Below are 23330 nucleotides of genomic sequence, written 5' to 3'. Positions count from 1 at the left end.
TGGGCTACGATAGAATACCTCGCCATTGTCATCGATGCGCACTTCAACGCCGGGGCTCGGTACGCCAACGGTGTCTGCGCGAACTTGGCCATCAGGTTGCTGCGTGATGAAAACACCCGCTTCGGTCTGACCGTAAAGCTGTTTCAAGTTGATGCCGAGCGAGCGGTAGAAGCTGAAAATCTCAGGACCAATCGCTTCACCCGCAGTATAGCCAACGCGAACACGCGTGAAACCGAGCGTATTTTTAAGCGGACCGTAAACCATAAGGTCGCCCAGCTTGTATTTCAGCTTATCCATGCCACTAACGGAATTACCGTCAAGGATATCAGGACCAACCTTGCGCGCGTGTTCCATGAAGTAATCGAACATACGTTTCTTGAATTTACCCGCGTCTTCCATGCGGATCATCACATTGGTGAGCTGGTTTTCAAAAACACGCGGTGGAGCGAAGTAATATGTCGGACCAATCTCGCGCAAATCCGTCATCATCGTTTCTTCGCTCTCTGGGCAGTTTACACAGAAACCGGTCCAGTAAGCCTGACCCAATGAGAAGATGAAATCGCCAACCCACGCCATTGGCAGATAAGCAAGAATATCTTCGCCCGCGCTTAGGTGATCGAACTCAGAGGAGTTTTTCGATGTTTCGATGATGTTGCGGTTGCTCAGAACAACGCCTTTTGGCTTGCCCGTCGTACCGGATGTATAAAGCATCACACATGTGTGGTCATAAGTCAGAGCATCGCGGCGGCGCGTCAGCTCTGCGCCCAGCTCGCCCTTTGCGACCCGACCTTGCTCTTGGACTTTGGCAAATTGGTGCAGGTTCGCATGATCGTATTTGCGCAATCCACGTGGATCGAGATAGATCATTTGCTCAAAGTTGGTCAGCTCTTGCTGAACGTCTGTGACTTTGTCGACTTGCTCCTGATCTGCCGCGATCACAAAACGCGCACCACAGTGTTCAAGGACATAAGCCATTTCTTCAGCTGATGCGTCTGCATAAAGCGGCACAGGTACGGCGCCGACTGATTGCGCGGCGACCATTGCCCAATACAGATAGGGGCGGTTGCGACCGATAATGGCTATGAAATCACCCTCAGCGACACCAAGCTTCAGCAAGCCTAGCGCAAGCGCATCGATCTCCTGCGCAGCTTCCGACCACGTCCAGCTCTGCCAGATACCGAACTCTTTTTCGCGATACGCAGCTTTGTTAGCAAACTGTTTCGCGTTGCGTTGCAATAGCGCTGGAATGGACAAAAGCCCATCAACGCCTTCAAGCGTCTGTTTCAAAGATGTCTCCTCCCGTTGCACGTTTAGGACGTGCTAGGCCGCTTGATGCGACTCGCCTTCCCTACCGTGCCAGCAAATCTCTAGAGGTCAACTTTTTCCGTAAGTTTTCTGAATCCTAACGAATTGTAACAGAGCACTCTCAGGGGTTTTCGCCAGCCTCATTGCGGTGATATCCGTGGTCGCATGAACACGTCACACAGCCATGAAACGATGATTGTTGCAGGCCTGAATCTTATTCAGCAAGCCATGTCGATTTTTGATTCCGATTTACGGTTGGTCCTCGTAAATCGGCCGATGCAACAGATGTTCAATATTCCAAATGACTTGGCGAAACCCGGAATTCATTTTCACGATCTGATTTATTACTTGGCCGAGCGCGGCGAATACGGTGATGTCGACGATCTTGAAGAGTTCGTAACCGCGCGGGTACAGCTCGCCCGTGCGTTTGAAGCGCATTATATGGAGCGCACGCGCTCCAACGGTCGGGTTATTAGCGTTGAAGGTGCGCCGCTCCCTGAGGGGGGGTGGGTCACGGTTTATACCGACATCACAGAAACCAAGAGCCAAGAAGCACTTCTTCGTGCGCGTTCGGAAGTGTTGAGCGAACAGGTTCTGGCCCGCTCCGAAGAACTCGCTTCAACCAACCGTGCTTTGGCGTCCAGCAACGCAGCACTTGAAGAAACAAAGCATCAACTCACGCAAATGGAAGCGCGAACACGTCTCACCACGCAAATGATGCCCGCTCATATCGCGCACATTGATTTGGAACAGCGCTATACTTTCTCGAACAGACGCCTGCCTGACGTGATGCCGGGCAGCACTGAAGATATCATCGGACTCACAACTGCCGAAGCATTAGGTCCCGAAACTTTCGCCGTCATTACGCCATATGTACAAAGTGCCTTCAGAGGCAAAGCATCGGTTTTTGAATTCACCCACGAACCTAGTTCGCGGCGTATTCGGATCGCTTTGACCCCCGATCAAACAGATGACGAAGTGAATGGGGTCTATGTTCTTTCGATGGACGTGACCGAAGAAACCCAAACGCGCGTTGCTTTACAGCAAACGCGCCGCCGCGAAATGGCTGCACAGTTGACCAGCGGTTTGGCACACGACTTTTCTAATCTGCTTACAATCATTCTTGGTATGCAGGGCAAACTCGAACGCCTCGAAGATTTGCCCATCGATGCTGATCCATTGATTTCCGCAACGCTTGCAGCCGCACGACGTGGTGGCAGCCTGCTTCACCGGATTGCTGACATGACGGGCCCCCGGAATTTCACACCCCGTCCAACCCGTCTTTCTACGTTCTTGAATGAACTGGTGACCATGGCGTCGCCCACGCTCGGTCAAGATCACAAATTGAACATCGAACAGAATGTCCCGGAAGGCACATTCAACATCGACTCCGGAATGCTGCAAGACAGCCTTTTGAACCTGATCCTGAATGCACGTGATGCAACACCACCCGGCGGAAGTATCTCAATTTCAGTGCGCGCTGTTCAAGATACCTGGCTTGAGCTTGAGGTTGCGGATACGGGCAGCGGCTTCTCTGAAGCGGCTTTAACCCAAGCGCTCAACCCGTTTTTCACGACCAAGGGCGGTGAAGGATCGGGGCTTGGCCTTGCCATGGTCTATGACATGACCAAGCTGGCCGGCGGCGATTTGCGGCTCTTTAACGACGATGGCGCCCATGTTGCGATCCGCTTGCCGCTGCGCGCCGCACAGTCACAAGTTCCCGCAGGGCTGGTCCTGCTTGTCGAAGATAGCGAGGACCTGCGCACCTCGATCCGTGATATACTCGTCGCGCAGGGTCACCTTGTTCTGGAAGCCACTTCCGTTCATGAAGCTGAAGCCTTGCTCGCCTCGCTCCCTGACATTGCCTATGTGCTTTCAGACATCCATCTGAGCGGGACGCGCACCGGTCTTGATCTTGCTAAGATCGTGCGACGCCCCATCACGCTAATGACGTCTCTCCCACTCCACGACCCTTTGTATCAAGAGGGTCTTGCACATGGGGCGTTCTTGCAAAAACCATTTGATAGCGACGCTCTGCGCGCCGCCCTCGCCAATTCCGTCTTCAAGGATGATCGCCATGAGTGACCTGCCTCTCGTTACCATCCTTGATGATGAGCCTGAAATCAGGGAAATCCTGTCTGAAACGCTTAGCGAAGCAGGGTTTCGCACGATGAGTTTTGGTCGCGCGCGTGAATTTGAAGCCGCGCTTCAAGTCGTGACGCCAGATGTTTGTCTGGTCGATCTGTCATTGCCTGACAAAGATGGGCTAACACTTGTTCATCGTCTGGCCTTGGAACAAGGCGCAATCGTCATCATTATCTCCGGCCGCGCGCAGGTGCGTGACAAGGTAACTGGTCTGGAATTGGGCGCCGATGATTACATCATCAAACCCTTCGATCCTAGCGAAGTCGTCGCGCGAATTCGTGTGCGTTTGCGCAAAAACAAGCCGGCAGAAACCTCCTTCAACATCGCGCGTTTTGCGGATTGGACGGCCTATTTTGATCGCTATGTGCTTGAAGACAAAGAGGGCAACGAAACAACTTTCAGCCATGCAGAAGGCGAAGTGCTGCGCCTTTTCCTCGATAGTCCAAAACGGTTAATTTCCCGTGCGCAAATGCAAGACACGCTTGGTGGCGGCGCAGGTGAAAGTTTTGACCGCGCAATGGATGTACGCATTTCGCGCCTGCGGACCAAACTGCGCGAAGACCCCAAAAACCCGCAATTGATCAAAACCATTTATGGAGCGGGTTATATCTTTCTCGGAGACGTTGATTGGTCGTGACATTTCGGCGCTACGCCACACATGATCCTTACCGCGATAGAACTGATATCTGCAAAGCCCTACAGCGGGCATAAGACGCGAACTTGAATCGTTCAGCTCAAACGTATTCCGCAATTTGAAACCTCTTTTTAGCTCTAATCGGTTTTGAATTTTCGGTTCCACAGTGCGTGAAACCGAACGAAACCTCCTGCTCATTCAGCAAAAGATCCCTCCAAATTATAGGCTTATACCTTCTTTCCTGACGTTCCTTAAAATTTGTTGACAGGTTCGGGGTATTTTTGGCAAGATTAGCTAAATTCCAATATTGGAATTTTGAATTCTATATATGAAATAATCGAATGAATCCCACAGAACGCACTCTTCAAGTTTTGGAATACATCATGGCCGCCGGTCCGCGGCCCTTGAAGCAGGTCGATATTGCGAAGGATTGCGGCCTTTCGCCGGCAACCCTTAACCGGATTATCCGTTCGCTTTCTGATTGGGGCTATCTCTTTCGCACCAGTGAAAAGTATGTGGTTCGCAATTTTCGCCTTGAACGAAACGTTCCCATGTCTGACGTCTATTTGGCGAAGCTGGACGAAACCATGCGCGCGCTTTCTGCGCAGTTGAACGTCTCTGCCGAAGTCGTCGTCGTCGCGGGTCACGAGCTGCTTTGGCATTCAAAAACCGACTATCCCGATCCGAACGTAGAAATACGGGCACGCGTCGGTTTTCGACGTTCGCTCTATGAATTGGACGTATTGTCACAACTCTACCTCAGCAGGCTCGACTGGGCCGATGTGGAAGCGCTGTTCTTTAGCGATGGCTTCTTTGAAACGCTGCGCACATCCGGCCAAGCAGGCGCCGCGCTGACCGCGAAAGAGGTCAAAAACTTACTCGCAAAACGTTCAAAAGACGTCTTCGCCGCAGACCTCGAAGGAAACCACGTTGGCATTCGCCGCTTTGCGACGGTGATCCAAGATGCGGAAGGGAAATTTCTGCACTTACTGGCTCTGGCGGAACCCGCGGCCAAACCGAGCGCGCCAATTCAAACATACCAAGATGCGCTACTTAAAGCGCGCAAAGAGCTCTCTGAGCTCGTTCACCAAGAAAGCGCTGCAATGCGATTGCAGCCTAAATATCACGCTTTGCCGATGCGAGGAGGATAAGCACGGCGAGCGTTTCAAACTCTGGGAGGAGAAACATGAAACACTTATTTACAACGGCCCTTGTCGGGACTTTGGCACTGGGCGCGTCCTTTTCACCGACTTTTGCACAGGCAGAAGAAATCAATGTCGTGATGTTCGGCATGCCCTTCACCAATGGCTTGAAAGAGCTGGCTGGCGATTTCGAGGCTGAGACAGGCATCAAAGCCAATATCGATGTGATTGGCCAAGACGTCTTTGAAAACCGCATTACACTGTCATTCACTGGTGCCACAGGCGATATCGATGTGGTTCATACACCCGTCATTCAGGTACAGCGATGGATTCAGGCCGGTTGGCTTCAGCCGATGACAGATCTTGTCTCTGCAGACACCACCTCGGATATTTTGGCTGGTCCACTCGGGGCATATAATGTCAGCGGCGATCAATGGGCGCTGCCATTCTTCGCGGGTGTTGGCCTGATGAGCTACCGTGAAGACCTGCTCGAAGCGGCAGGCGCGGAAGTGCCCCAAACCTGGGAAGACATGCTCGAAGTTTCGGCAAAGATCACCAATGATGATCAAGCAGCAATCGCGCTACGCGCAGTGCCAGGTCAAGGCTTTAACATGTTCATCTTCCCGATGGTCATGCGCGCCTATGGCGGCACGTTCTTCGCGGATTATGAAGGCGGCGATCTCACACCTGCGATCAACTCACCTGAAAATGTCGAAGCATTGAACGTCTACACCAAACTCATCAACGAGTATGGTCCAGCAGGCGCGGGCAACTTCAACTTTGCCGAAGTGAACGCCGCTGCGAAAAACGGTCAAATCGCCTTTGCCGTAGAAGGAACAGGCATCATCAGTCAGATCGTTGATCCTGCGCAAAGCAAATTTGCCGATGTGACAGGTATTGCATTGCCACCGGGTGGTCCTGCGGGTCGCTCGCCAGCAATTGGTGTGCACGGCATGGGCATTCCAGCGGACGCGCCGAATCCAGAGGCGTCAGCTAAATTCATCGAATGGGCTGTCAGCGCTGAAACCGTGTCGAAGATTGCGCTTGCACAGTCTTTCCCAGATTTCACGACAGCCTCTGTTGCTGAAAATGCGGACGTCGTTGCTAAGTACGCAGCGATCCACCCTGACTTCCTGAAAACACGGGTAGCGGCACTGGATTTAGCCATCGGTCACTACCGTCCATTGATCCCAGAATGGCCGGCATTGGGTCAGGCAATTGGTGAAAGCGTCAACGCTGCCATCAACGGTCTGATGACAGCAGAAGAAGCTCTTGAGCAAGCTGAAGCGGATATGCGCGACATTCTTGGCCTCTAAGCTCCTTCGCTACATTCACCCGGCAGGTTTCGGTCTGCCGGGCCACTTCTTGGAATAACTCATGACACAATTGGCAAGCCCCAGACGGGGCGCAACATACGAGCTGCAGCGCGGTTATCGCTTGATGATGGTTCCTGCCATTCTGGCGGTCGGCATCTTCGCAATTGTTCCGTTGATCGGCATGTTTGGCTTGGCCTTCAGCGACTATCACCTGATCCGTGGCACAAGCTGGGAATTTGGCTTCCGAAACTTTGCCAAAATGCTGTCTGACAAACGTTTGATGAACTCGATCTACGTTATGGCGTCGCTTTCGTTCTTCGGCGTTGCCGCGCAGGTGATCATCGGAAGCGCAATTGCCGTCGGCTTACAAAAGATCACAGGCAAGTGGCGCGTTGGGCGCGTCCTTTTTTTGCTACCCTACGCCGTGCCTCACGTGGCCGTCGCCCTGATCTGGCTCTCTCTGTTCACGCCAACCCTATCCCCAATCAACGCCTTTTTTGACCTTTTCGGGATCACCGTTCCTGCATTTCTCACCAGCCAATCCGGCGCAATCTTTGCGATTGTGGTCGCTGACACTTGGACCAATTTCCCTTTCGCAATGCTGATCATCATGGCCGCATTACAGGGGATTTCACCCGATTTGGAAGAAGCTGCTGCAATTGACGGCGCGACACGGATCAAAACGTTTATCTTTATAACGCTCCCATTGCTTGCGCCTGCGCTACTCATGGTCACGCTGTTTCGCTTCATCGATAGCTTGAAACACTTCCCCATGATCTTTGTGATGACAAAGGGCGGACCCGGCCGTTCAACACAGGCGACGAACTACTATGCCTACGTTCAGACCTTCGGGAATGAAAACGTGGCTTACGGCGCAGCTATCGCTGTGATGCTTTTCTTGATGGCGGCGCTCATCGCCTATTACGTGGCAAAGCTGAACCAACGGGTGACAACATGATCGACAACAGTTCAGAGTTTCGCGTCAAACGCGGCCTTGGCCTTACGATGATGATCGCACTACTGGTCTTCGCGGCAATTCCCACAGTTTGGGTTTTGATCCTCTCTTTCAGATCACCAATCGCGATCTTCGAACCCATCTGGGAAAGCCCAACGGCTCTGACTTTTGACAATTTCTTCAAGATCACGCGTTCGGACTTTCCGGGTGCATTGATGAATTCCTTTCTGACGGCAGGTCTTTCAACGGTCTTTGCAATGCTCGTCGGCGTTCCCGCTGGCTTTGCCTTGGCCAAAGCACGGGTGACAGGTAAATTCTTGGCGTCTTGGGTTTTGCTGTTGTTGCGCATGGCGCCGCCTGTCGGTTTCGTCATTCCTTTGTTTCTGCTCTATGTGAATGCAGGATTGATCGACACGTACATCGGCTTGGTCTTTGCCTATATGACCCTGACTTTGCCACTGGTTACATGGTCTATGTGGAATTCTTTTGCACAAGTCCCTGACGAGCTGATCGAAGCTGCAATCATGGACGATGCGAACCTGCCCAAGGCCTTCTTGTTGATCGCTTTGCCAGCAGCGCGCCCCGGGGCTGTCGCCGCCGCAATTCTCGCGTTTCTTGTCGCTTGGAACGACTTTTTCTATGCCTTGATCATCACGCGCTCTGGCACCGCAACTGCGCCTGTGGCTGTGATGAACTTCATCTCATATGACAGCGTTGACTGGGCCTCTATCGCGGTGGCCTCTATCGCGCTAACGCTACCGATCCTGCCGCTAATGGCGATTGCAAACCGCTACATCGTGCAATCCTTGTCAGGCGCAGTGAAGGGATAAACATGACGAAACAACCCAACATCGTTTTCATCATTACCGATCAGCAACGCTATGACACCATCGCCGCGCTCGGTGCGGGTCACATGATAACGCCAAACCTTGATCGACTGGCCCAGCGCGGCACGTCATTCGAGAACATGTATATTACATCCCCCTCGTGCGCACCTTCGCGCGCTTCGCTGTTTACCGGCACCTATCCGCACACCAATGGGGTTTTTCGCAACGATGAACCTTGGCAATATTGCTGGGTCAAAGACCTCGCCGAGGCAGGCTATCGCACGGTGAACATCGGTAAGATGCACACCATGCCGATTGAAGGTGCCTTTGGGTTTCACGAACGCCACGTGACAGAAAATAAGGATCGCGATCATCCCAATCTGCCCTTCTATCTCGACAATTGGGACAAAGCGTTCTTCTTGAGCGATGTCGAAAAGCCTTCAAGAGTGACACAGCGCCGAAAAGAGGACTATGGCGACAAGCTTGGCGCATGGGTTTGGGAGGAAGACGAAAAGCTTCATCCCGATGTGTTCACAGGTCAAATGGCGAAATGGTGGTTGAACAGATACACGGGCGAAGGACCCTATTTCTTGCAAGTCGGGCTACCCGGGCCTCACCCACCTTATGATCCGACCCAAGAATACTTGGATGCCTATGAAGATCGCGATCTGCCAGACGTTATTCCCCCTGATCCTAGCGCTCAACCGCAAGCGCTTCAGGGCCTCAGAGATTTCATGCTGGGTGAAGATGCGGACGGCGTCGTGCATTTACCCGAACCAACCACAGAACAATCGCGAAGACAACGCGCACATTATTACGCCAACGTCACGATGATAGATCAGCAGGTAGGTGAGTTGATCGATGCGCTCGAAGAACGCGGCGACTTGGACAACACCATCATCGTGTTCACATCTGATCATGGGGACGCGCTCGGTGATCATGGGCATTCACAAAAATGGAACATGTATCAATCGACGGTTCAGGTACCGGCGATCGTTGCTGGTCCTGGCATTCCCGCTGACAAGCGCATCTCAGACAATGTCGCCTTGTTTGATTTGGGGCCAACGATCCTTGAATGGGCCAAGGTCAATGTGCCCGCCTGGATGGAAGCGCAAAGCCTAAGCCCTTATTTCAGCGACGCAGTCGCCCCCAAACGCACACAAGTTTTCGCAGAGCATTCCAACGACGCGCTGCTGACAGGAACACGTCTCATGACGATGCTGCTCGACGGGCAAACGAAACTGGTGCACTTCGTGGACAGCGACCAAGGACAACTGTTTGATCTAGCCACTGATCCGAAAGAGCAAACCAATCTTTGGGACGATCCTGCTCACGCCGAGACAAAAGCGCAGATGATTAACGACATTCTCAAATGGCGTTCAGAGAGCGGATTGAAAACTCAAGGGTTCATCGAAGCCTGCGTTCGCGGTGCACATTCGATGATGTCCCCCCCAATACATACGGCCCGTGGCCAGCACAGAGAAGGAACTCGCTAATATGGGACGAATGGAACTGAAGGGCGTTCAAAAAGATTTTGGCCCTGTAACGGTTATCCCACCCCTTGATCTCGAAATTGAAGAAGGCGAATTTGTCGTTTTTGTGGGGCCCTCTGGCTGCGGAAAATCCACCCTCTTACGTTTGATCGCAGGTTTGGAAGACGTCACCGATGGCGTGATCGAAATCGATGCCCAAGACGCCACAGACCAAGCGCCCGGCAAACGTGGCTTGGCGATGGTGTTTCAGTCTTATGCGCTCTACCCCCATCTCACCGTAGCGCAAAACATCGCGTTCCCAATGCGTATGGCTGGATTGTCGCGTGACGAACAGGCGCGCAGAATCGACAACGCAGCCAAGGTTCTCAATCTGACCGACTATCTTGATCGCCGTCCAAAGCAGTTGTCTGGCGGACAACGCCAGCGCGTCGCGATTGGCCGCGCGATTGTGCGCGAACCCTCTGCTTTCTTGTTCGACGAACCACTCTCGAATCTGGACGCCGCTTTGCGCGTTGGAATGCGTCTAGAAATTTCAGAACTTCATAAACGCCTGCAAACGACGATGATTTACGTTACCCATGATCAGGTTGAGGCCATGACAATGGCTGACAAAATCGTCGTGCTGAATGCAGGTGTGATTGAGCAGGTCGGCAGTCCGCTCGACCTATACGACGCCCCTCGCAATTTGTTCGTGGCGGAGTTCATCGGTTCCCCCAAAATGAATATTCTGAAAGGAGCCTATGCCGAGGAACACGACGCGGCTGTGATCGGCATTCGTCCAGAGCATCTGACCATTTCGACTGATGCAGGCATCTGGAAAGGAACGGCAGGCATTTCCGAGCACCTAGGCAGCGATACCTTTATTCGTGTAAACGTTGAGGGCGTAGAAGACGCGCTCACGGTTCGTGTGGCAGGCAAGATGCAATTGGACATGGGATCAACCGTGTACTTAACCCCCACTCAAGAGAACATACATCGCTTTGATGCAGCGGGCCTGCGGATGATTTAGGTAAAACACACTATGGCCCATCGCCCGAATGTCTTACTTATTGTCTTTGATACGCTAAGTGCGAAAGCGCTAAAAACACGCTTGGGCACTTTGCCAAACCTGCAAGCGTTCCGTTCAAAAGCCATCTGCTTTGACAATGCGATGACCTGCAGCCCAGAGGCTGGACCGTCTCGTGCAACGCTTTTTACCGGTCTTGATATGGCGGCGCATGGCGTCTGGAGCGATGGTGTCTCTTTGCCCAAGCGCGAGATAATCCTGCCTGAGGTTTTCGGGCGTAACGGGTATGCCACATGGCTTGTGGGACGTCGGCATCTTGCTGGCGTCGCGCACTGGACGACGGAACATGCGCGCCCATATGAGTATCATCGATTTGATTGGGCACACGGCCCCCTGCATCGATCACGGCAAAATGCTTACCTGACTTGGCTTCAACGCAATGCCCCAGAGGCCTATGCCGAAATTTTCCCGATGCAGGCGAATCCAGATGACACCAAGATCACCGAGGATCAGCGTGTAGCAATGGCTGCTCTCCCTGATGAGCTAAGTTTCAATTCTTGGGTAGCAGACCAGAGCATCGCGCATCTTGGCGCCTATTCTGATCGTCCTTTCCTTGGCATAGTTGGGTTTGTTATCGGCGCAACCGGCGGTGCACGCGAGACGGCTGGCCCCTGTTTTGAAGATATAAGTGAACGTGCCTTAGCACAGTGCGATGCAGCGCTTGCGCGGATCGTGGCCGCGCTTCCCGCGGACACAATCGTTGTTGTCACTTCGGGTCGTGGGGATAATGGGCGCACGGATATCCCACTCATGCTCTTACTACCGGACCAGCCCCCCCAAATACGCAGCGAAATCGTAGGTGCGCAGGATATTGCGCCTACGCTTTATGATCTGGCTGGGCTTTTGCCGCCACCACGTTTGCAGGGGGGCAACCTGTTAACGCAGCCTTCGCGCGGCTGGGCGCTCTCTCGTCTGCGCCATCCTGATTTGCCACATGAAACGACACTTGTAGAACAGGATTGGAAGCTCGTCATGACACAATCGCAAGAGGATCCTATAGCAACGACGTCCTATCAACTTTACGATCTAAGGGCCGATCCAAACGCTCTCCGTAATTTAGCGACCGCGCCTGAACATGCGGATAGTCTTGAGCACATGATCGACAAAATGATCGATACGAAAGTCGCACTCGAAGATCGCACCGAACCGCGCATCGCAAGTTTCTAAGCAGGACATCCATGAACACGCGCCCAAATATCCTTTTCATCTGCACCGATCAGCAACGGGGGGACAGCCTCGGATGCACAGGTGCGACATGGGCGATGACACCAAACCTTGATCAGCTTGCCGCGCAGGGCGCTCTTTTCGAAAACTGTTATGTTCAGAATCCTGTCTGCAGCCCGTCACGCGCGTCCTTGTTCACGGGAAAATACCCCTCCAATCATGGTCTATATGCAAATGGTGTGCCCTTACCCGAGGGCCAGCATATGTTCACAAAAAGCCTTTCAGACGCCGGATATGATTGCGGCATGATCGGTAAACAACATCTGTCACCCTGCGATACATGGCGCACGGAGCCTCGTCAGGATGATGGGTATAGGGTGTTTGAATGGGCCCACGGTCCCAACCATCGCGCGCTGGAAAACGACTACCACCTCTGGCTCCGCAAAACCCATCCCGAGATTTATCAAGGCATTTTCCCTGACGCAGGTGCAAACGAAAACACCGAATACAGCAACCGCGCCCGCACTGGCACACCAATCGATCACGTCCCAAAAGAAGCACATTATTCGCATTGGGTCGCAGAACGCGCCATAAATTTTATCGAAACGCCCCGACATGAAGCTGAGCCGTTTTTCCTAATGGCCAACTTCTTTGACCCGCATCATTCATTTGGCGCGCCGGATGAGTTTCGCAGCATGATCGATGCGGATGCTATTCCCGATCCGATAACAAAGCCCAACGAGCTTGAGGAAAAACCAGCGGCCCATACCGCTTACTCGGAAAAAAGCTACAGCGGCACGGCGCCCGGCTTTCAGGATTATACCGCAGATGAAATCAAGGAAATCCGCGCGCAATATTGGGCCATGATCGCGCTCGTGGATAATGAAGTCGGTCGCATCCTTGCTGCCCTCGAAGACGCAGGTCATTTAGAAAATACGCTTGTAATCTTTTCATCAGATCACGGAGAGATGCTTGGCAATCACCGCCAGCTCCTCAAGGGCCCTCAGTTATATGATGATCTTACGCGTGTACCGCTTATTGTTCGCTGGCCCGCGGTGATTGAAAAAGAACAGTCGCTCTCAAACCTTGTGCAGTGGATCGATCTCAGCGCAACGGTGCTCGAAGCATCCGGCTGCGCGCTCGGCAGCGCGGTGCAGGGTCAATCGCTACTCCCATTGCTCAAACAAGAAACCACCAAAGGTCCGCGCCCATGGGCCATGACCGAATATCGCTATTCTGGTTTCGCAACCGATCCGTTGATCATGACAACAATGGTGCGCTTTGAAGATTGGAAATTGATCGTTTGGCATAGCGATCCTGCCTGCGGTACACAGCGCGATGGTGAACTCTATGATCTGGCCAACGATCCAAATGAGCTTCACAACCTTTTCCACAATCAGAGTTACGCGTCCCAAAGACGGATGATGAAAAACGTCATGCTCAGCGCGATGATGGATTCGGAAGACCACACAGCGCCAAAATCCCGCCAATACTGATCATGAACCTGCGACCGACATCACAATCAAAACGTCCAAGGCCAATACCAGTCGCGTACGCAGGATGAAAATTGCTCTGGACAAGACAATATCACGCCTAGAATTACGCAAGCTATTCTGAGCTAATCGTTTCTAAAGACGTTGAAAAAGTGGTGAGCCGTGATGGGTTCGAACCATCGACCTACTGATTAAAAGTCAGTTGCTCTACCAACTGAGCTAACGGCCCACTGGCGCGGTATCTAGAAAGACACGGGGCTAGGGTCAACCCCGAAAATCAAGTAAATGCGCCGAAAGTCTGGATTCATTTTGATCGCCCCTCTATATGCGCGAATATGGAGAACAAAACTGAGAATTCTGTGCCGTTCATGAAGATGCATGGGCTAGGCAACGACTTTGTCGTCTTTGATGAGCGCGTGAATGGCCCATTGGTCACGAACGCTTTGGTCATTGCTATGGCGCATCGCCATTTCGGCGTGGGATATGATCAGCTTGTCGCGATTCGTGATCATGCCAGCGAAGACATCGAATTGGTGTTTTGGAATGCCGATGGCAGCATTGCTGGCGCTTGTGGGAATGCTACGCGCTGCATTGCGGGTTGGGAATTGGCGCGCACGGGGCAGGTCAGCCTTACCATCCGTACAGAACGCGGCGTTCTTCATGGAACTGATGCAGGCAACGGCAATATCGAAGTGAACATGGGGCACCCTTTGCTCTTGTGGAACGAAGTGCCGCTTGCGCAGGAAATGGACACATTAGCGCTGCCAATCGAAGGTAAGCCAACAGCAACCGGCATGGGCAATCCGCATTGCACGTTTTTCGTGGATGATGTGGATGCGATTAATCTTGAAACATTCGGCCCGAGCATCGAACACCATCCTTTGTTCCCTGAACGCACCAACGTTCAGGTTGCGCAAATCGTCGGACCTAACCAGATTCGTATGCGGGTTTGGGAACGCGGGGTTGGCATCACACTTGCGTCTGGCTCTTCTTCTTGTGCAGTGGCGGTAGCCGCCTCTCGCAAAGGTTTGATTGATGGGCCAGCGACCCTGCGCCTTGATGGCGGAGAAATCCAAATCAAAATTACGGACAAGGGTGTCCTAATGACAGGCGCTTGGGCGCATGTGTTTGACGGACAATGGCGGGGCGTTAGATGAGCGCGCCAAAGTTCACAACACTCGGGTGTCGCCTCAACGCATACGAAACCGAAGCCATGAAAGAACTGTCCGCTGCGGCAGGTCTCAAGGACGCGGTGATCGTGAACACCTGCGCGGTCACTGCGGAAGCTGTACGCAAAGCGCGGCAGGAAATTCGCAAGCTGCGCCGAGAAAATCCGGATGCACGTTTGATCGTGACGGGATGCGCGGCACAGACAGAACCAGAGACATTCACCGCCATGGGTGAAGTCGACGCTGTCATCGGCAACACCGAAAAAATGCAGGCCGACACGTGGCGCGGTATGGCGGCGGATTTTATCGGTGAAACCGAATCTGTGCAGGTCGACGACATTATGTCCGTCACCGAAACCGCTGGCCATTTGATTGACGGGTTTGGCACGCGCAGCCGCGCTTATGTACAGGTGCAAAATGGTTGCGATCATCGCTGCACGTTCTGCATCATCCCCTTTGGTCGTGGCAATTCGCGTTCCGTGCCAGCAGGCGTTGTGGTTGAGCAAATCAAACGTCTTGTTGGCAAAGGGTATAATGAGGTCGTGCTGACAGGCGTCGATCTCACCTCATGGGGTGCTGATTTGCCTGCCGAACCTAAGCTTGGCGATCTCGTTATGCGCATCCTAAAGCTCGTGCCTGACTTGGCGCGCCTTCGGATCAGTTCGATTGATTCAATCGAAGTCGATGAAAACCTGATGCAAGCCATCGCAACTGAACCGCGCCTGATGCCGCATCTACATCTGAGCCTGCAAGCGGGCGATGATATGATCCTAAAACGGATGAAACGTCGCCACCTACGCGACGATGCGATTGCGTTCTGCGAAGAGGCCAAGCGCCTGCGCCCAGATATGACCTATGGCGCGGATATCATCGCTGGTTTTCCAACAGAAACAGACGACATGTTCGCAAACTCGCTCAAGCTGGTTGAGGAATGCGATCTTACGTGGCTCCACGTTTTTCCCTATTCGCCGCGCAAGGGCACACCAGCTGCAAAAATGCCTGCCGTGAATGGTAATGTGATCAAAGCGCGCGCCGCAGAGCTACGCGCGGCGGGCGATCACAAGGTGCAAGCCCATCTAGCTGCGCAACATGGCAAGACCCATCAAATCCTGATGGAGAATGCGCGTATGGGCCGGACGGAACAATTTACCGAAGTAACATTTGATACAGATCAGATCGAAGGCCAGATCGTTACCGCACAAATCACCGGAACGCGTGGCACCCAATTGACAGCTTAACGACCATGTACGGATACAATTCTTTTTCCGAAAAGAATTGCAAAACGCGGCGCAAACCCATTTCCTGCTTAAACGAAAGAGATGAGCAGGCACAGTATGCACCCAAATCCCATCTTCCGAAACGCGGATAGCGCCGAAAGCCTCACTTTCGCGCGCGCGCGCAGTTTTGGCACGTTGGCAATCAATGGCGATCCTGTCCCGCTCTTTGCCCATGTTCCCTTTTTACTGAACGAGGATGCGAGCATCGCGGATTTGCATTTGGTGCGCTCTAATCCGATTGCGCGCGCTTTGAAGAATGCTCCGCTCGCGGCAAAGATCGCCGTCACCCATTCCGATAGCTACATTTCGCCCGATTGGTACGAGATTGATGATCAAGTGCCGACTTGGAACTACATCGCGGTCCACTTCACCGGTCAGCTTGAATTACAGCCGCAAGAAACGCTGCGCGCCTTACTCGATCGTCAGTCAGCGCATTTTGAACAACAGCTCTTGCCAAAGACCCCATGGACCACTGGCAAAATGACCCCTGATGTTTTGGAAAAAATGATGCGTGCGATTGTTCCTGTGCGTCTTCATATTGAGGATATGCAAAGCAGCTGGAAACTCGGGCAGAACAAACCAGAAGAGGTCCGCATCGCAGCCGCCGCGCAGGTCACCGCCAATGGTATTGGCGTGGAAACGGACGCGCTTGGTGCCTGGATGCACCGTCCACCCGAAAACACTTGAACCGCTTTTTGAAAGGATACGTTGATGAAACTCGCCTTTAATCCCGCATCGCCCTACGCCCGCAAAGTCGCAGTTGTTCTGCATGAAACAAGCCAAATCGATGATGTCGAATTCTCCGAAGTGGTGCTTAGCCCGCTTGCGCCAGATGCCGAGACTGCACAAAAGAACCCTTTGGGCAAAATTCCTGCGCTGGAACGCCCTGATGGCGTGACGCTCTATGATAGTCGCGTGATCTGCGCCTTTCTGGATGAGCGCGCAGGAAGTGGCCTGATCCCGAGCGGTGCGCGCCGTTGGGAAACCTTAACGCTGGAAGCAACAGGCGATGGCATCATGGATGCCGCCTTGCTTGTCACCTACGAGGCGCGGCTTCGCCCTGCTGAGCTGCAAATGGAACCTTGGACAGACGCCCAATGGGATAAAATCATGCAGGCCTGTACAGCACTGAACACGCGCTGGATGAGCCACCTCGCAGGACCGCTCGATATGGGTCAAATCTCTGTTGGCTGCGCCTTGGCCTATCTCGATTTCAGACATGACGCACGCGGTTGGCGCAAAGGTCATGACGCACTGGCCGCATGGTATGAAACGTTCAGCGCACGTGCGTCCATGCAAGCGAGCAGATCACCTGAGGCCTAAGACACATCACAGTTTGGATCTTAGCCTAACTTAAACGCTCGCGCGTGTCCGACGGGCGTTCCCCAAAGTGTTTGCTATATTGCTGGCTAAAGTGACTCCAACTCCAATACCCGTATTGGGCAGCAATATCGCCAATGCTGGTATCTCGACTATGTGGATCAAGCAGTCTCCGGCGCACCGATCTTAGGCGCGTGTGGCGCAAATAGCCTGTCACGCCTAAAGAGACCTCGCTGGAAAAAGCATATTGCAGGCTGCGTTTACTGACACCTAAGTCTTGCGAGATTTTATCAAGGGACGCGTCAGTTGGCGGATCAGTTTCCAAGAGGGATTTGATCGAAGCAAAATGCTTGAAGCCTTTCGAATGCCCTGCGAAGTCGGGGCTGGCTTGCGCGGAAAACTCAAGGAACAGGCATGCAAGGAAACTGTGCAACACGGCATGTCCCAATGACTTGGGCAAAGCGTTTTGATCGCTAGACATGCACGACGCATGTAAGGCGCTCATCGCATCATGACGCAAGCGATCTGCAATTTTAGGCGCGCGCAGGCATCTAATATGACGACCTTGCCCAAGGAACCAGTCTTGCACATTCGGCATATGTTGAACCGCTTGCTCCATCACCTGCCTGTCGATGACGCAGGCCAGAATAGCGCCGTCTTTAGGGCTATAAAGGTGAAAAGAGGTATGCGGCGGCACGATGAAGAACGAGCTTCTGTCGACGTCGATTCCATCGACCCGAAATAGATCGCCCGACAAAACGACACCAATAGAATAGGTATCTGACGACGCCGCAATACTTTGCGACAAGGCTTGATTGGCCTGCTCAAAATGCAAGCTGACATCCCCAAGGAAGCACGACAGAAACCGCCCCCAGAATTGGCCATCCGTCAGTTGCAAATATTCCTGATCGTGCCCTGTCAAGCGCTCGGCTTGGGCGTCGAAATCAGAGAATTCCAGATCGATGACGTGCTCAGCAATTGCGCCCCACTTATGATCAGGAAGCCAAGCGTCTGAATTGTAATGGCTTTTCATACAGCGCCCATTTTCTGCCTATTGCACCCCCACGATAACACCCTGCTGACGAATGGGTCTACTCTTTGAATACAACAGGACGGCCAATGAAAAAGGGCCGCACAGGGAGAGAAATGATGAACCAACTTAAGTATACCGCTGTGGCGATGGCCTTGACGGCCCAAGTCACCATCGCGAGCGCAGAAACAACCGAGGTCAATGGTGCGGAGCTTTATTATGAGACGCTAGGCTCTGGTCCGGCGCTCTTGATGATGCACGGCGGACTGGGTCTCAGTCATGATTATCTACGTCCGTATTTCGATCAGCTGTCTGAGAATTACACGGTGGTTTACTATGACCACTTCGGCAACGGACGATCCGAAAAGCCTGAAGACTATTCCGAAATGACCTTCGATCGCCTAACTTCAGATGCTGCTGGACTGATGACGACTTTGGGTCACGACACATTTACGCTCATTGGTCATTCCTATGGCGGATTTATCGCACAGGAATTTGCAGCCAATTACGAGGACCGTCTGGATGGCCTCGTGTTGATCGATACTGTTCCAACATTTGACTACGCGCCATCCGTTTCGGGCAGCGATGAACAAATGGCCGCGTTTGGAAAGCTGTTCTCACAGCCAATGGCCGATGATGCAGATTGGCAGGCGACGTGGAACCCGGTCGTACAAATGTACTTTCATCAATGGGACACAACAATCGGCTCCGATCTTGATGCGCGAACGGTCTATGAACACCGCGCATGGAATGCAGCTGGCGCGTTGCTCGGGACGTTCAACACGCTCGAGAAACTGCCGAACATCTCAACGTCCACTCTCGTCATCGCAGGGCGCCATGACGGAATCACTCCACCAAGCCCTGGCGCTGAACGGATTGCATCTGCGCTCCCGAATAGCGAAATCACAATCTTTGAAAATTCAGGGCACTATCCGTTCATTGAGGAAGAAGCGGCCTTTTTCACCAGACTAACCCAATGGCTTGCCCGCTAGGTTAAGCCAGAGAAAAAAGCCAACTCTAAAAGCTAAAGCTGACACCGATGTTGATTGCATTCGTGATGATATCGGTGTTCAGCGATCCACCCGCAGGCAAGGTCGCTTTATTAGATGAATACGTGAACTGATATTCACCGAACACTGCCCATTTATCCGTCAGATCATACTTGGCACCGGCAATCGCACGCGCGGCTGGACCGGTCACTTGGTATCCAAGCGCGCGGTGTCCGTTGGCAGAAGTCACGTCAACATGCGGAATCGCGAGACCAACACCTGCACCCACATAAGGCGTGAACCTGCCAAATCGGTCATTCCATCGCTTCATCACGTTGAAGGTCAAAATGTTATGACCATCGGTGAATTCCAAACTCGTAAACCCAAGCGCGGTGCGCTCGGCGTCGGGTGCATAAGTCTTCGCATGGGTCAGTTCGATGCCGAAACCAAGGTCAGGACGACGCCACCATGTTGCACGCGCGCCATAGTAGGGCGGCGCTTCAAAGCTGCGTCCTTCCCAGCCAATAAGAGCATTATACGTCGCACCAGTGCCCGGATAGGTCCCAGAAACACGGCTATGGGGCGAACTTTGAGAGCCGCCATAAAGGCTAAATTCGAATTCTGCGGCCGCAGGAGCCGCAAAACCTGCAATAAATACAAGGCTCGCAAGGATAGACCGGATTTTACGCATCTTTATGCTCCTGACAGAAGTGAACTTAATACTAGTGCAACATCCCAGTTTCATACAGCGCTAACTGTGGCCTCTCAACCGCGACACATCGGCGCTAATTACATTCCTTTGCTTTGGTTGCTGGACGGGGGCGCGCGGGGGCGCTAATACCGCTTCGAACCGGCTTTAGGGAATCCTATGGCCCGACGCGTATTTGCCGCTCGAAATTATTTATTGCGGCCTAGATATGGAGAAAACCTCGTGTCCCACGCAGACGATCACGAAGGCACCCGGAGGGATTTCCTCTACTACGCAACAGCAGGTGCTGGCGCAGTAACGGCAGGTGCCGCAGTTTGGCCCCTGATCAACCAAATGAACCCATCAGCAGACGTGAAAGCGCTCTCCTCGATCCGTGTTGACGTTTCCGACGTTGCACCAGGAACGCAGCTGACGGTGAAATGGTTGGGCAAGCCGGTCTTTATCCGCCGCCGCACCGAAGAAGAAATCGCGGAAGCAAACGCTGTTGATCTCGCGACTTTGATCGACAACGACGCGCGCAACGCCAACCTGCCAAATGGTGGCGACGGCGCTGACGGCAACCGCTTCCTTGTTCCGCCAGAAAGCGAAATTGCTGGTGAATGGCTGGTGATGATGGGCGTTTGTACGCACCTTGGCTGTGTTCCGCTCGGCGATGGCGCTGGCGACTACCACGGTTGGTTCTGCCCATGTCACGGTTCGCACTACGATACGTCTGGTCGTATCCGCAAAGGTCCAGCGCCTACGAACCTTCCGGTTCCGCCAGCGGCCTTCGTCGACGCTTCAACAATTAAACTCGGTTAAGGGAGAGATAACAGATGTCTGGAATTCCTCACGACCATTACGAGCCAAAGACCAAAGGCGAAAAGTGGGTTCACTCCCGCCTGCCGATCGTTGGCTTGCTCTACGACACAATCATGATCCCCACACCCAAGAACCTGAACTGGATGTGGATCTGGGGTATCATTCTGACGTTCTGCCTCGCGTTGCAGATCGTAACGGGTATCATCCTTGTGATGCACTACACGCCGCATGTTGATATGGCCTTCGCGTCTATCGAACACATCATGCGTAACGTGAACGGCGGTCACATGATCCGCTATTTGCACATGAACGGCGCGTCTTTGTTCTTTATCGCTGTGTACGCCCACATCTTCCGTGGCCTGTACTACGGTTCATACAAGTCACCACGCGAGATCACGTGGATCGTCGGCATGCTCATCTACCTTCTGATGATGGCAACTGGTTTCCTTGGCTACGTTCTTCCATGGGGTCAAATGTCCTTCTGGGGTGCGACGGTTATTACGGGTCTCTTCGGTGCGATCCCATTCATCGGTGAAGGCCTGCAGACATTCCTGCTGGGTGGACCTGCTGTTGATAACGCAACGCTGAACCGTTTCTTCTCTTTGCACTACCTGCTGCCATTCGTGATCGCAGGCCTCGTGATCGTCCATATCTGGGCGTTCCACACAACAGGCAACAACAACCCTACGGGTGTTGAAGTACGTCGCACATCCAAAGCGGATGCTGAGAAAGACACACTGCCATTCTGGCCTTACTTCGTTATGAAAGACCTCTTCGCGTTGTCCTTCATCCTAGTGATCTTCTTTGCGATCGTTGGCTTCATGCCGAACTATCTGGGTCACCCGGATAACTACATCGAAGCAAACGCGCTGGTGACGCCTGCGCACATCGTTCCTGAATGGTACTACCTGCCGTTCTACGCGATCCTGCGTGCCTTCACGTCCGAAGTATGGGTCGTTCAGATCGCAAGCTTCGTAACAGGCGGCATCATCGACGCGAAATTCTTCGGTGTTCTGGCGATGTTCGGTGCGATCCTGGTGATGGCTCTGGCCCCATGGCTCGATACATCATCTGTTCGTTCCGGTCGTTACCGTCCGATGTTCAAGTGGTGGTTCGCAATCCTCGTTGTCGACTTCATCTTCCTGATGTGGCTCGGTGCGATGCCAGCTGAAGAACCCTATGCGACCCTATCCTTGATCGGTTCCGCCTATTGGTTCGGTTACTTCTTGGTCATTCTGCCACTTCTCGGCGTGATCGAAAAACCTCTGCCACAGCCTGCAACAATCGAAGAAGACTTTGCCAACCACTACGGCAAGTCTGACACGACAGCTGCTGAATAAGAAAGGACTGAGGATTATGTTTAAGAAACTCAGCATCGCGGCAATTGCTGCTCTGACATTGACCCCCGGCGCATTTGCGGCGGGCGACACTGACACGCACATCGAAGACTTCGATTTCTCGTTCGAAGGTCCGTTTGGCAAATTTGACCAGAACCAACTTCAGCGTGGCCTTCAGGTCTACACAGAAGTTTGCTCTGCGTGCCACGGCCTGCAGTACGTTCCAATCCGCACATTGTCGGATGAGGGCGGCCCGCACCTTCCAGAAGATCAGGTTCGCGCCTACGCGAGCCAGAACTTTGAAGTGTACGACGAAGAGCTGGAAGACACCCGTGCTGCGACACCGGTCGATCACTTCCCTGAAAACACAGGCGCTGGCGCACCTGACCTGTCCATGATGGCAAAAGCACGTGCTGGTTTTCACGGTCCTTACGGCACTGGTATCAACCAGATGTTCAAAGGCATGGGTGGACCTGAGTATATCGCGTCCTTGTTGACTGGTTACACAGGCGAAGAGAAAGAAGAAGCAGGCGTCACGCTTTATGAAAACACGGCCTTCCCGGGCGGTTGGATTTCAATGGCACCACCGCTTTATGGTGACGACGTCGAATATGTTGACGGCCACTCCACGGATCTGCACCACGTTTCTATGGACGTTTCTGCGTTCTTGATGTGGACAGCAGAGCCGAAGATGATGGCACGTAAACAAGCAGGCTTTGTGTCTGTATTCTTCTTGTCAGTCCTGACCGTTCTTCTTTACCTCACGAACAAGAAGATTTGGGCACCTGTTAAAGGCAAGGGACGCAAAGAAGATTAATCTTCTTCGCCTTGGCTAAGTCAAAGAAACCCCTGTCTGAACAATCAGGCGGGGGTTTTTCATTTTCCGAGATACGCGCGTAAAGCCTCTGGTGGATTAGCCAGCAAGTCACCTGTATCAACTGGTGTATCCGCGACGCCATCAGCGACCAATATCGCCTGATCACAAATGCGCACCGCGTCACTAGGGTCATGACTGACCATCAACAGGCCTGCCCCTGTTGCCTCGCTAAGTTCTGCGACCAGATCAAGCATCTGGGTCTTGAGCGCAGGTCCAAGCGCTGCAAATGGTTCATCAAGCAGGATCATCGGCTTGCGTTGCACCAAAACCCGCGCAAGCGC

The 23330-nt window shown here is 53.1% G+C and carries 21 protein-coding genes, 1 tRNA gene and 1 pseudogene; 18 read left to right on the top strand and 5 right to left on the bottom strand.

Annotated elements, in window-relative coordinates:
- Window positions 1–1287, bottom strand: a 1287-nt coding sequence (locus tag ABJQ89_RS07955) for an AMP-binding protein (RefSeq protein WP_348495714.1), incomplete at its 3' end; no start/stop codon positions are given.
- 183 nt (window positions 1288–1470) lie between these two features.
- Here ABJQ89_RS07955 and ABJQ89_RS07950 point away from each other — a divergent pair.
- From ABJQ89_RS07950 to ABJQ89_RS07905, 10 genes are all read left to right on the top strand, one after another.
- On the top strand, window positions 1471–3390 hold the full coding sequence (locus ABJQ89_RS07950; protein ID WP_348495713.1) for a PAS-domain containing protein: 1920 nt from the start codon (window positions 1471–1473) through the stop codon (window positions 3388–3390).
- Window positions 3383–4087: a response regulator transcription factor gene (locus ABJQ89_RS07945; protein ID WP_348495712.1), complete on the top strand. Its 705-nt coding sequence runs from the start codon at window positions 3383–3385 to the stop codon at window positions 4085–4087. The genes ABJQ89_RS07950 and ABJQ89_RS07945 overlap by 8 nt, the downstream gene beginning before the upstream one ends.
- 338 nt (window positions 4088–4425) lie before the next feature.
- Entirely contained in the window at window positions 4426–5235 is an 810-nt protein-coding gene (locus ABJQ89_RS07940) for a helix-turn-helix domain-containing protein (protein WP_348495711.1), read from the top strand.
- Between the two features lie 35 nt (window positions 5236–5270).
- Window positions 5271–6542: a sugar ABC transporter substrate-binding protein gene (locus tag ABJQ89_RS07935; protein WP_348495710.1), complete on the top strand. Its 1272-nt coding sequence runs from the start codon at window positions 5271–5273 to the stop codon at window positions 6540–6542.
- Window positions 6543–6603: 61 nt separating this feature from the next.
- Entirely contained in the window at window positions 6604–7500 is an 897-nt protein-coding gene (locus ABJQ89_RS07930) for a sugar ABC transporter permease (RefSeq protein ID WP_348495709.1), read from the top strand.
- Complete coding sequence (locus ABJQ89_RS07925; protein ID WP_348495708.1) at window positions 7497–8327, top strand: carbohydrate ABC transporter permease; 831 nt, start codon at window positions 7497–7499, stop codon at window positions 8325–8327. Before ABJQ89_RS07930 ends, ABJQ89_RS07925 begins: the two co-directional genes overlap by 4 nt.
- 2 nt (window positions 8328–8329) lie before the next feature.
- Window positions 8330–9820, top strand: coding sequence for a sulfatase-like hydrolase/transferase (locus tag ABJQ89_RS07920; protein WP_348495707.1), 1491 nt, complete (start codon window positions 8330–8332; stop codon window positions 9818–9820).
- Window position 9821: 1 nt separating this feature from the next.
- The gene (locus tag ABJQ89_RS07915) at window positions 9822–10826 is read left to right on the top strand and encodes an ABC transporter ATP-binding protein (protein WP_348495706.1); all 1005 of its coding nucleotides are present in this window, start codon (window positions 9822–9824) and stop codon (window positions 10824–10826) included.
- A 12-nt stretch (window positions 10827–10838) separates the two neighbouring features.
- Window positions 10839–12050, top strand: coding sequence for a sulfatase-like hydrolase/transferase (locus ABJQ89_RS07910; protein ID WP_348495705.1), 1212 nt, complete (start codon window positions 10839–10841; stop codon window positions 12048–12050).
- Between the two features lie 11 nt (window positions 12051–12061).
- Complete coding sequence (locus tag ABJQ89_RS07905; protein WP_348495704.1) at window positions 12062–13543, top strand: sulfatase-like hydrolase/transferase; 1482 nt, start codon at window positions 12062–12064, stop codon at window positions 13541–13543.
- 150 nt (window positions 13544–13693) lie between these two features.
- Here the strand turns inward: ABJQ89_RS07905 and ABJQ89_RS07900 are convergent.
- Window positions 13694–13769, bottom strand: a tRNA-Lys gene (locus ABJQ89_RS07900).
- 106 nt (window positions 13770–13875) lie between these two features.
- Here ABJQ89_RS07900 and dapF point away from each other — a divergent pair.
- The 4 genes from dapF (at window position 13876) to ABJQ89_RS07880 (ending at window position 17309) form a co-directional block, all read left to right on the top strand.
- The gene (gene dapF, locus ABJQ89_RS07895; protein ID WP_348495703.1) at window positions 13876–14697 is read left to right on the top strand and encodes a diaminopimelate epimerase; all 822 of its coding nucleotides are present in this window, start codon (window positions 13876–13878) and stop codon (window positions 14695–14697) included.
- On the top strand, window positions 14694–15947 hold the full coding sequence (mtaB, locus tag ABJQ89_RS07890; RefSeq protein ID WP_348495702.1) for a tRNA (N(6)-L-threonylcarbamoyladenosine(37)-C(2))-methylthiotransferase MtaB: 1254 nt from the start codon (window positions 14694–14696) through the stop codon (window positions 15945–15947). Before dapF ends, mtaB begins: the two co-directional genes overlap by 4 nt.
- A gap of 96 nt (window positions 15948–16043) precedes the next feature.
- Complete coding sequence (locus ABJQ89_RS07885; RefSeq protein WP_348495701.1) at window positions 16044–16673, top strand: FMN-binding negative transcriptional regulator; 630 nt, start codon at window positions 16044–16046, stop codon at window positions 16671–16673.
- Between the two features lie 24 nt (window positions 16674–16697).
- Entirely contained in the window at window positions 16698–17309 is a 612-nt protein-coding gene (locus ABJQ89_RS07880) for a glutathione S-transferase (protein ID WP_348495700.1), read from the top strand.
- A gap of 25 nt (window positions 17310–17334) precedes the next feature.
- Here ABJQ89_RS07880 and ABJQ89_RS07875 read toward each other — a convergent pair whose 3' ends face one another.
- Window positions 17335–18339 carry a helix-turn-helix domain-containing protein gene (locus ABJQ89_RS07875; RefSeq protein WP_348495699.1) on the bottom strand — a complete coding sequence of 335 codons (1005 nt, stop codon included), beginning with the start codon at window positions 18337–18339 and terminating at the stop codon, window positions 17335–17337.
- A 116-nt stretch (window positions 18340–18455) separates the two neighbouring features.
- On the opposite strand from ABJQ89_RS07875, the gene ABJQ89_RS07870 reads away from it, so the two are divergent.
- The gene (locus tag ABJQ89_RS07870) at window positions 18456–19328 is read left to right on the top strand and encodes an alpha/beta hydrolase (RefSeq protein WP_348495698.1); all 873 of its coding nucleotides are present in this window, start codon (window positions 18456–18458) and stop codon (window positions 19326–19328) included.
- A 25-nt stretch (window positions 19329–19353) separates the two neighbouring features.
- On the opposite strand, the gene ABJQ89_RS07865 is transcribed toward ABJQ89_RS07870, so the two are convergent.
- Window positions 19354–20016 (bottom strand): acyloxyacyl hydrolase, encoded by a 663-nt coding sequence (locus tag ABJQ89_RS07865; RefSeq protein ID WP_348495697.1) that lies wholly within the window; start codon window positions 20014–20016, stop codon window positions 19354–19356.
- Between the two features lie 240 nt (window positions 20017–20256).
- Here ABJQ89_RS07865 and petA point away from each other — a divergent pair, with 240 nt between their 5' ends.
- Genes petA through ABJQ89_RS07850 form a run of 3 tightly spaced genes read left to right on the top strand, consistent with a single transcriptional unit; the run spans window position 20257 to window position 22989 of the window.
- Window positions 20257–20835, top strand: a complete 579-nt coding sequence (gene petA, locus ABJQ89_RS07860) for a ubiquinol-cytochrome c reductase iron-sulfur subunit (protein WP_348495696.1) — start codon at window positions 20257–20259, stop codon at window positions 20833–20835.
- A gap of 14 nt (window positions 20836–20849) precedes the next feature.
- The gene (locus ABJQ89_RS07855) at window positions 20850–22175 is read left to right on the top strand and encodes a cytochrome b N-terminal domain-containing protein (RefSeq protein ID WP_348495695.1); all 1326 of its coding nucleotides are present in this window, start codon (window positions 20850–20852) and stop codon (window positions 22173–22175) included.
- Window positions 22176–22191: 16 nt separating this feature from the next.
- The gene (locus tag ABJQ89_RS07850; RefSeq protein WP_348495694.1) at window positions 22192–22989 is read left to right on the top strand and encodes a cytochrome c1; all 798 of its coding nucleotides are present in this window, start codon (window positions 22192–22194) and stop codon (window positions 22987–22989) included.
- Window positions 22990–23048: 59 nt separating this feature from the next.
- Here ABJQ89_RS07850 and ABJQ89_RS07845 read toward each other — a convergent pair.
- Window positions 23049–23330 (bottom strand): annotated as a pseudogene (locus ABJQ89_RS07845) (thiamine ABC transporter ATP-binding protein); the annotation flags it as partial.

It is taken from the genome of Planktotalea sp. (genome assembly GCF_039984035.1).
Taxonomy (GTDB): Bacteria; Pseudomonadota; Alphaproteobacteria; order Rhodobacterales; family Rhodobacteraceae; genus Planktotalea.
This window is presented reverse-complemented; position numbering and strand designations above follow the sequence as displayed.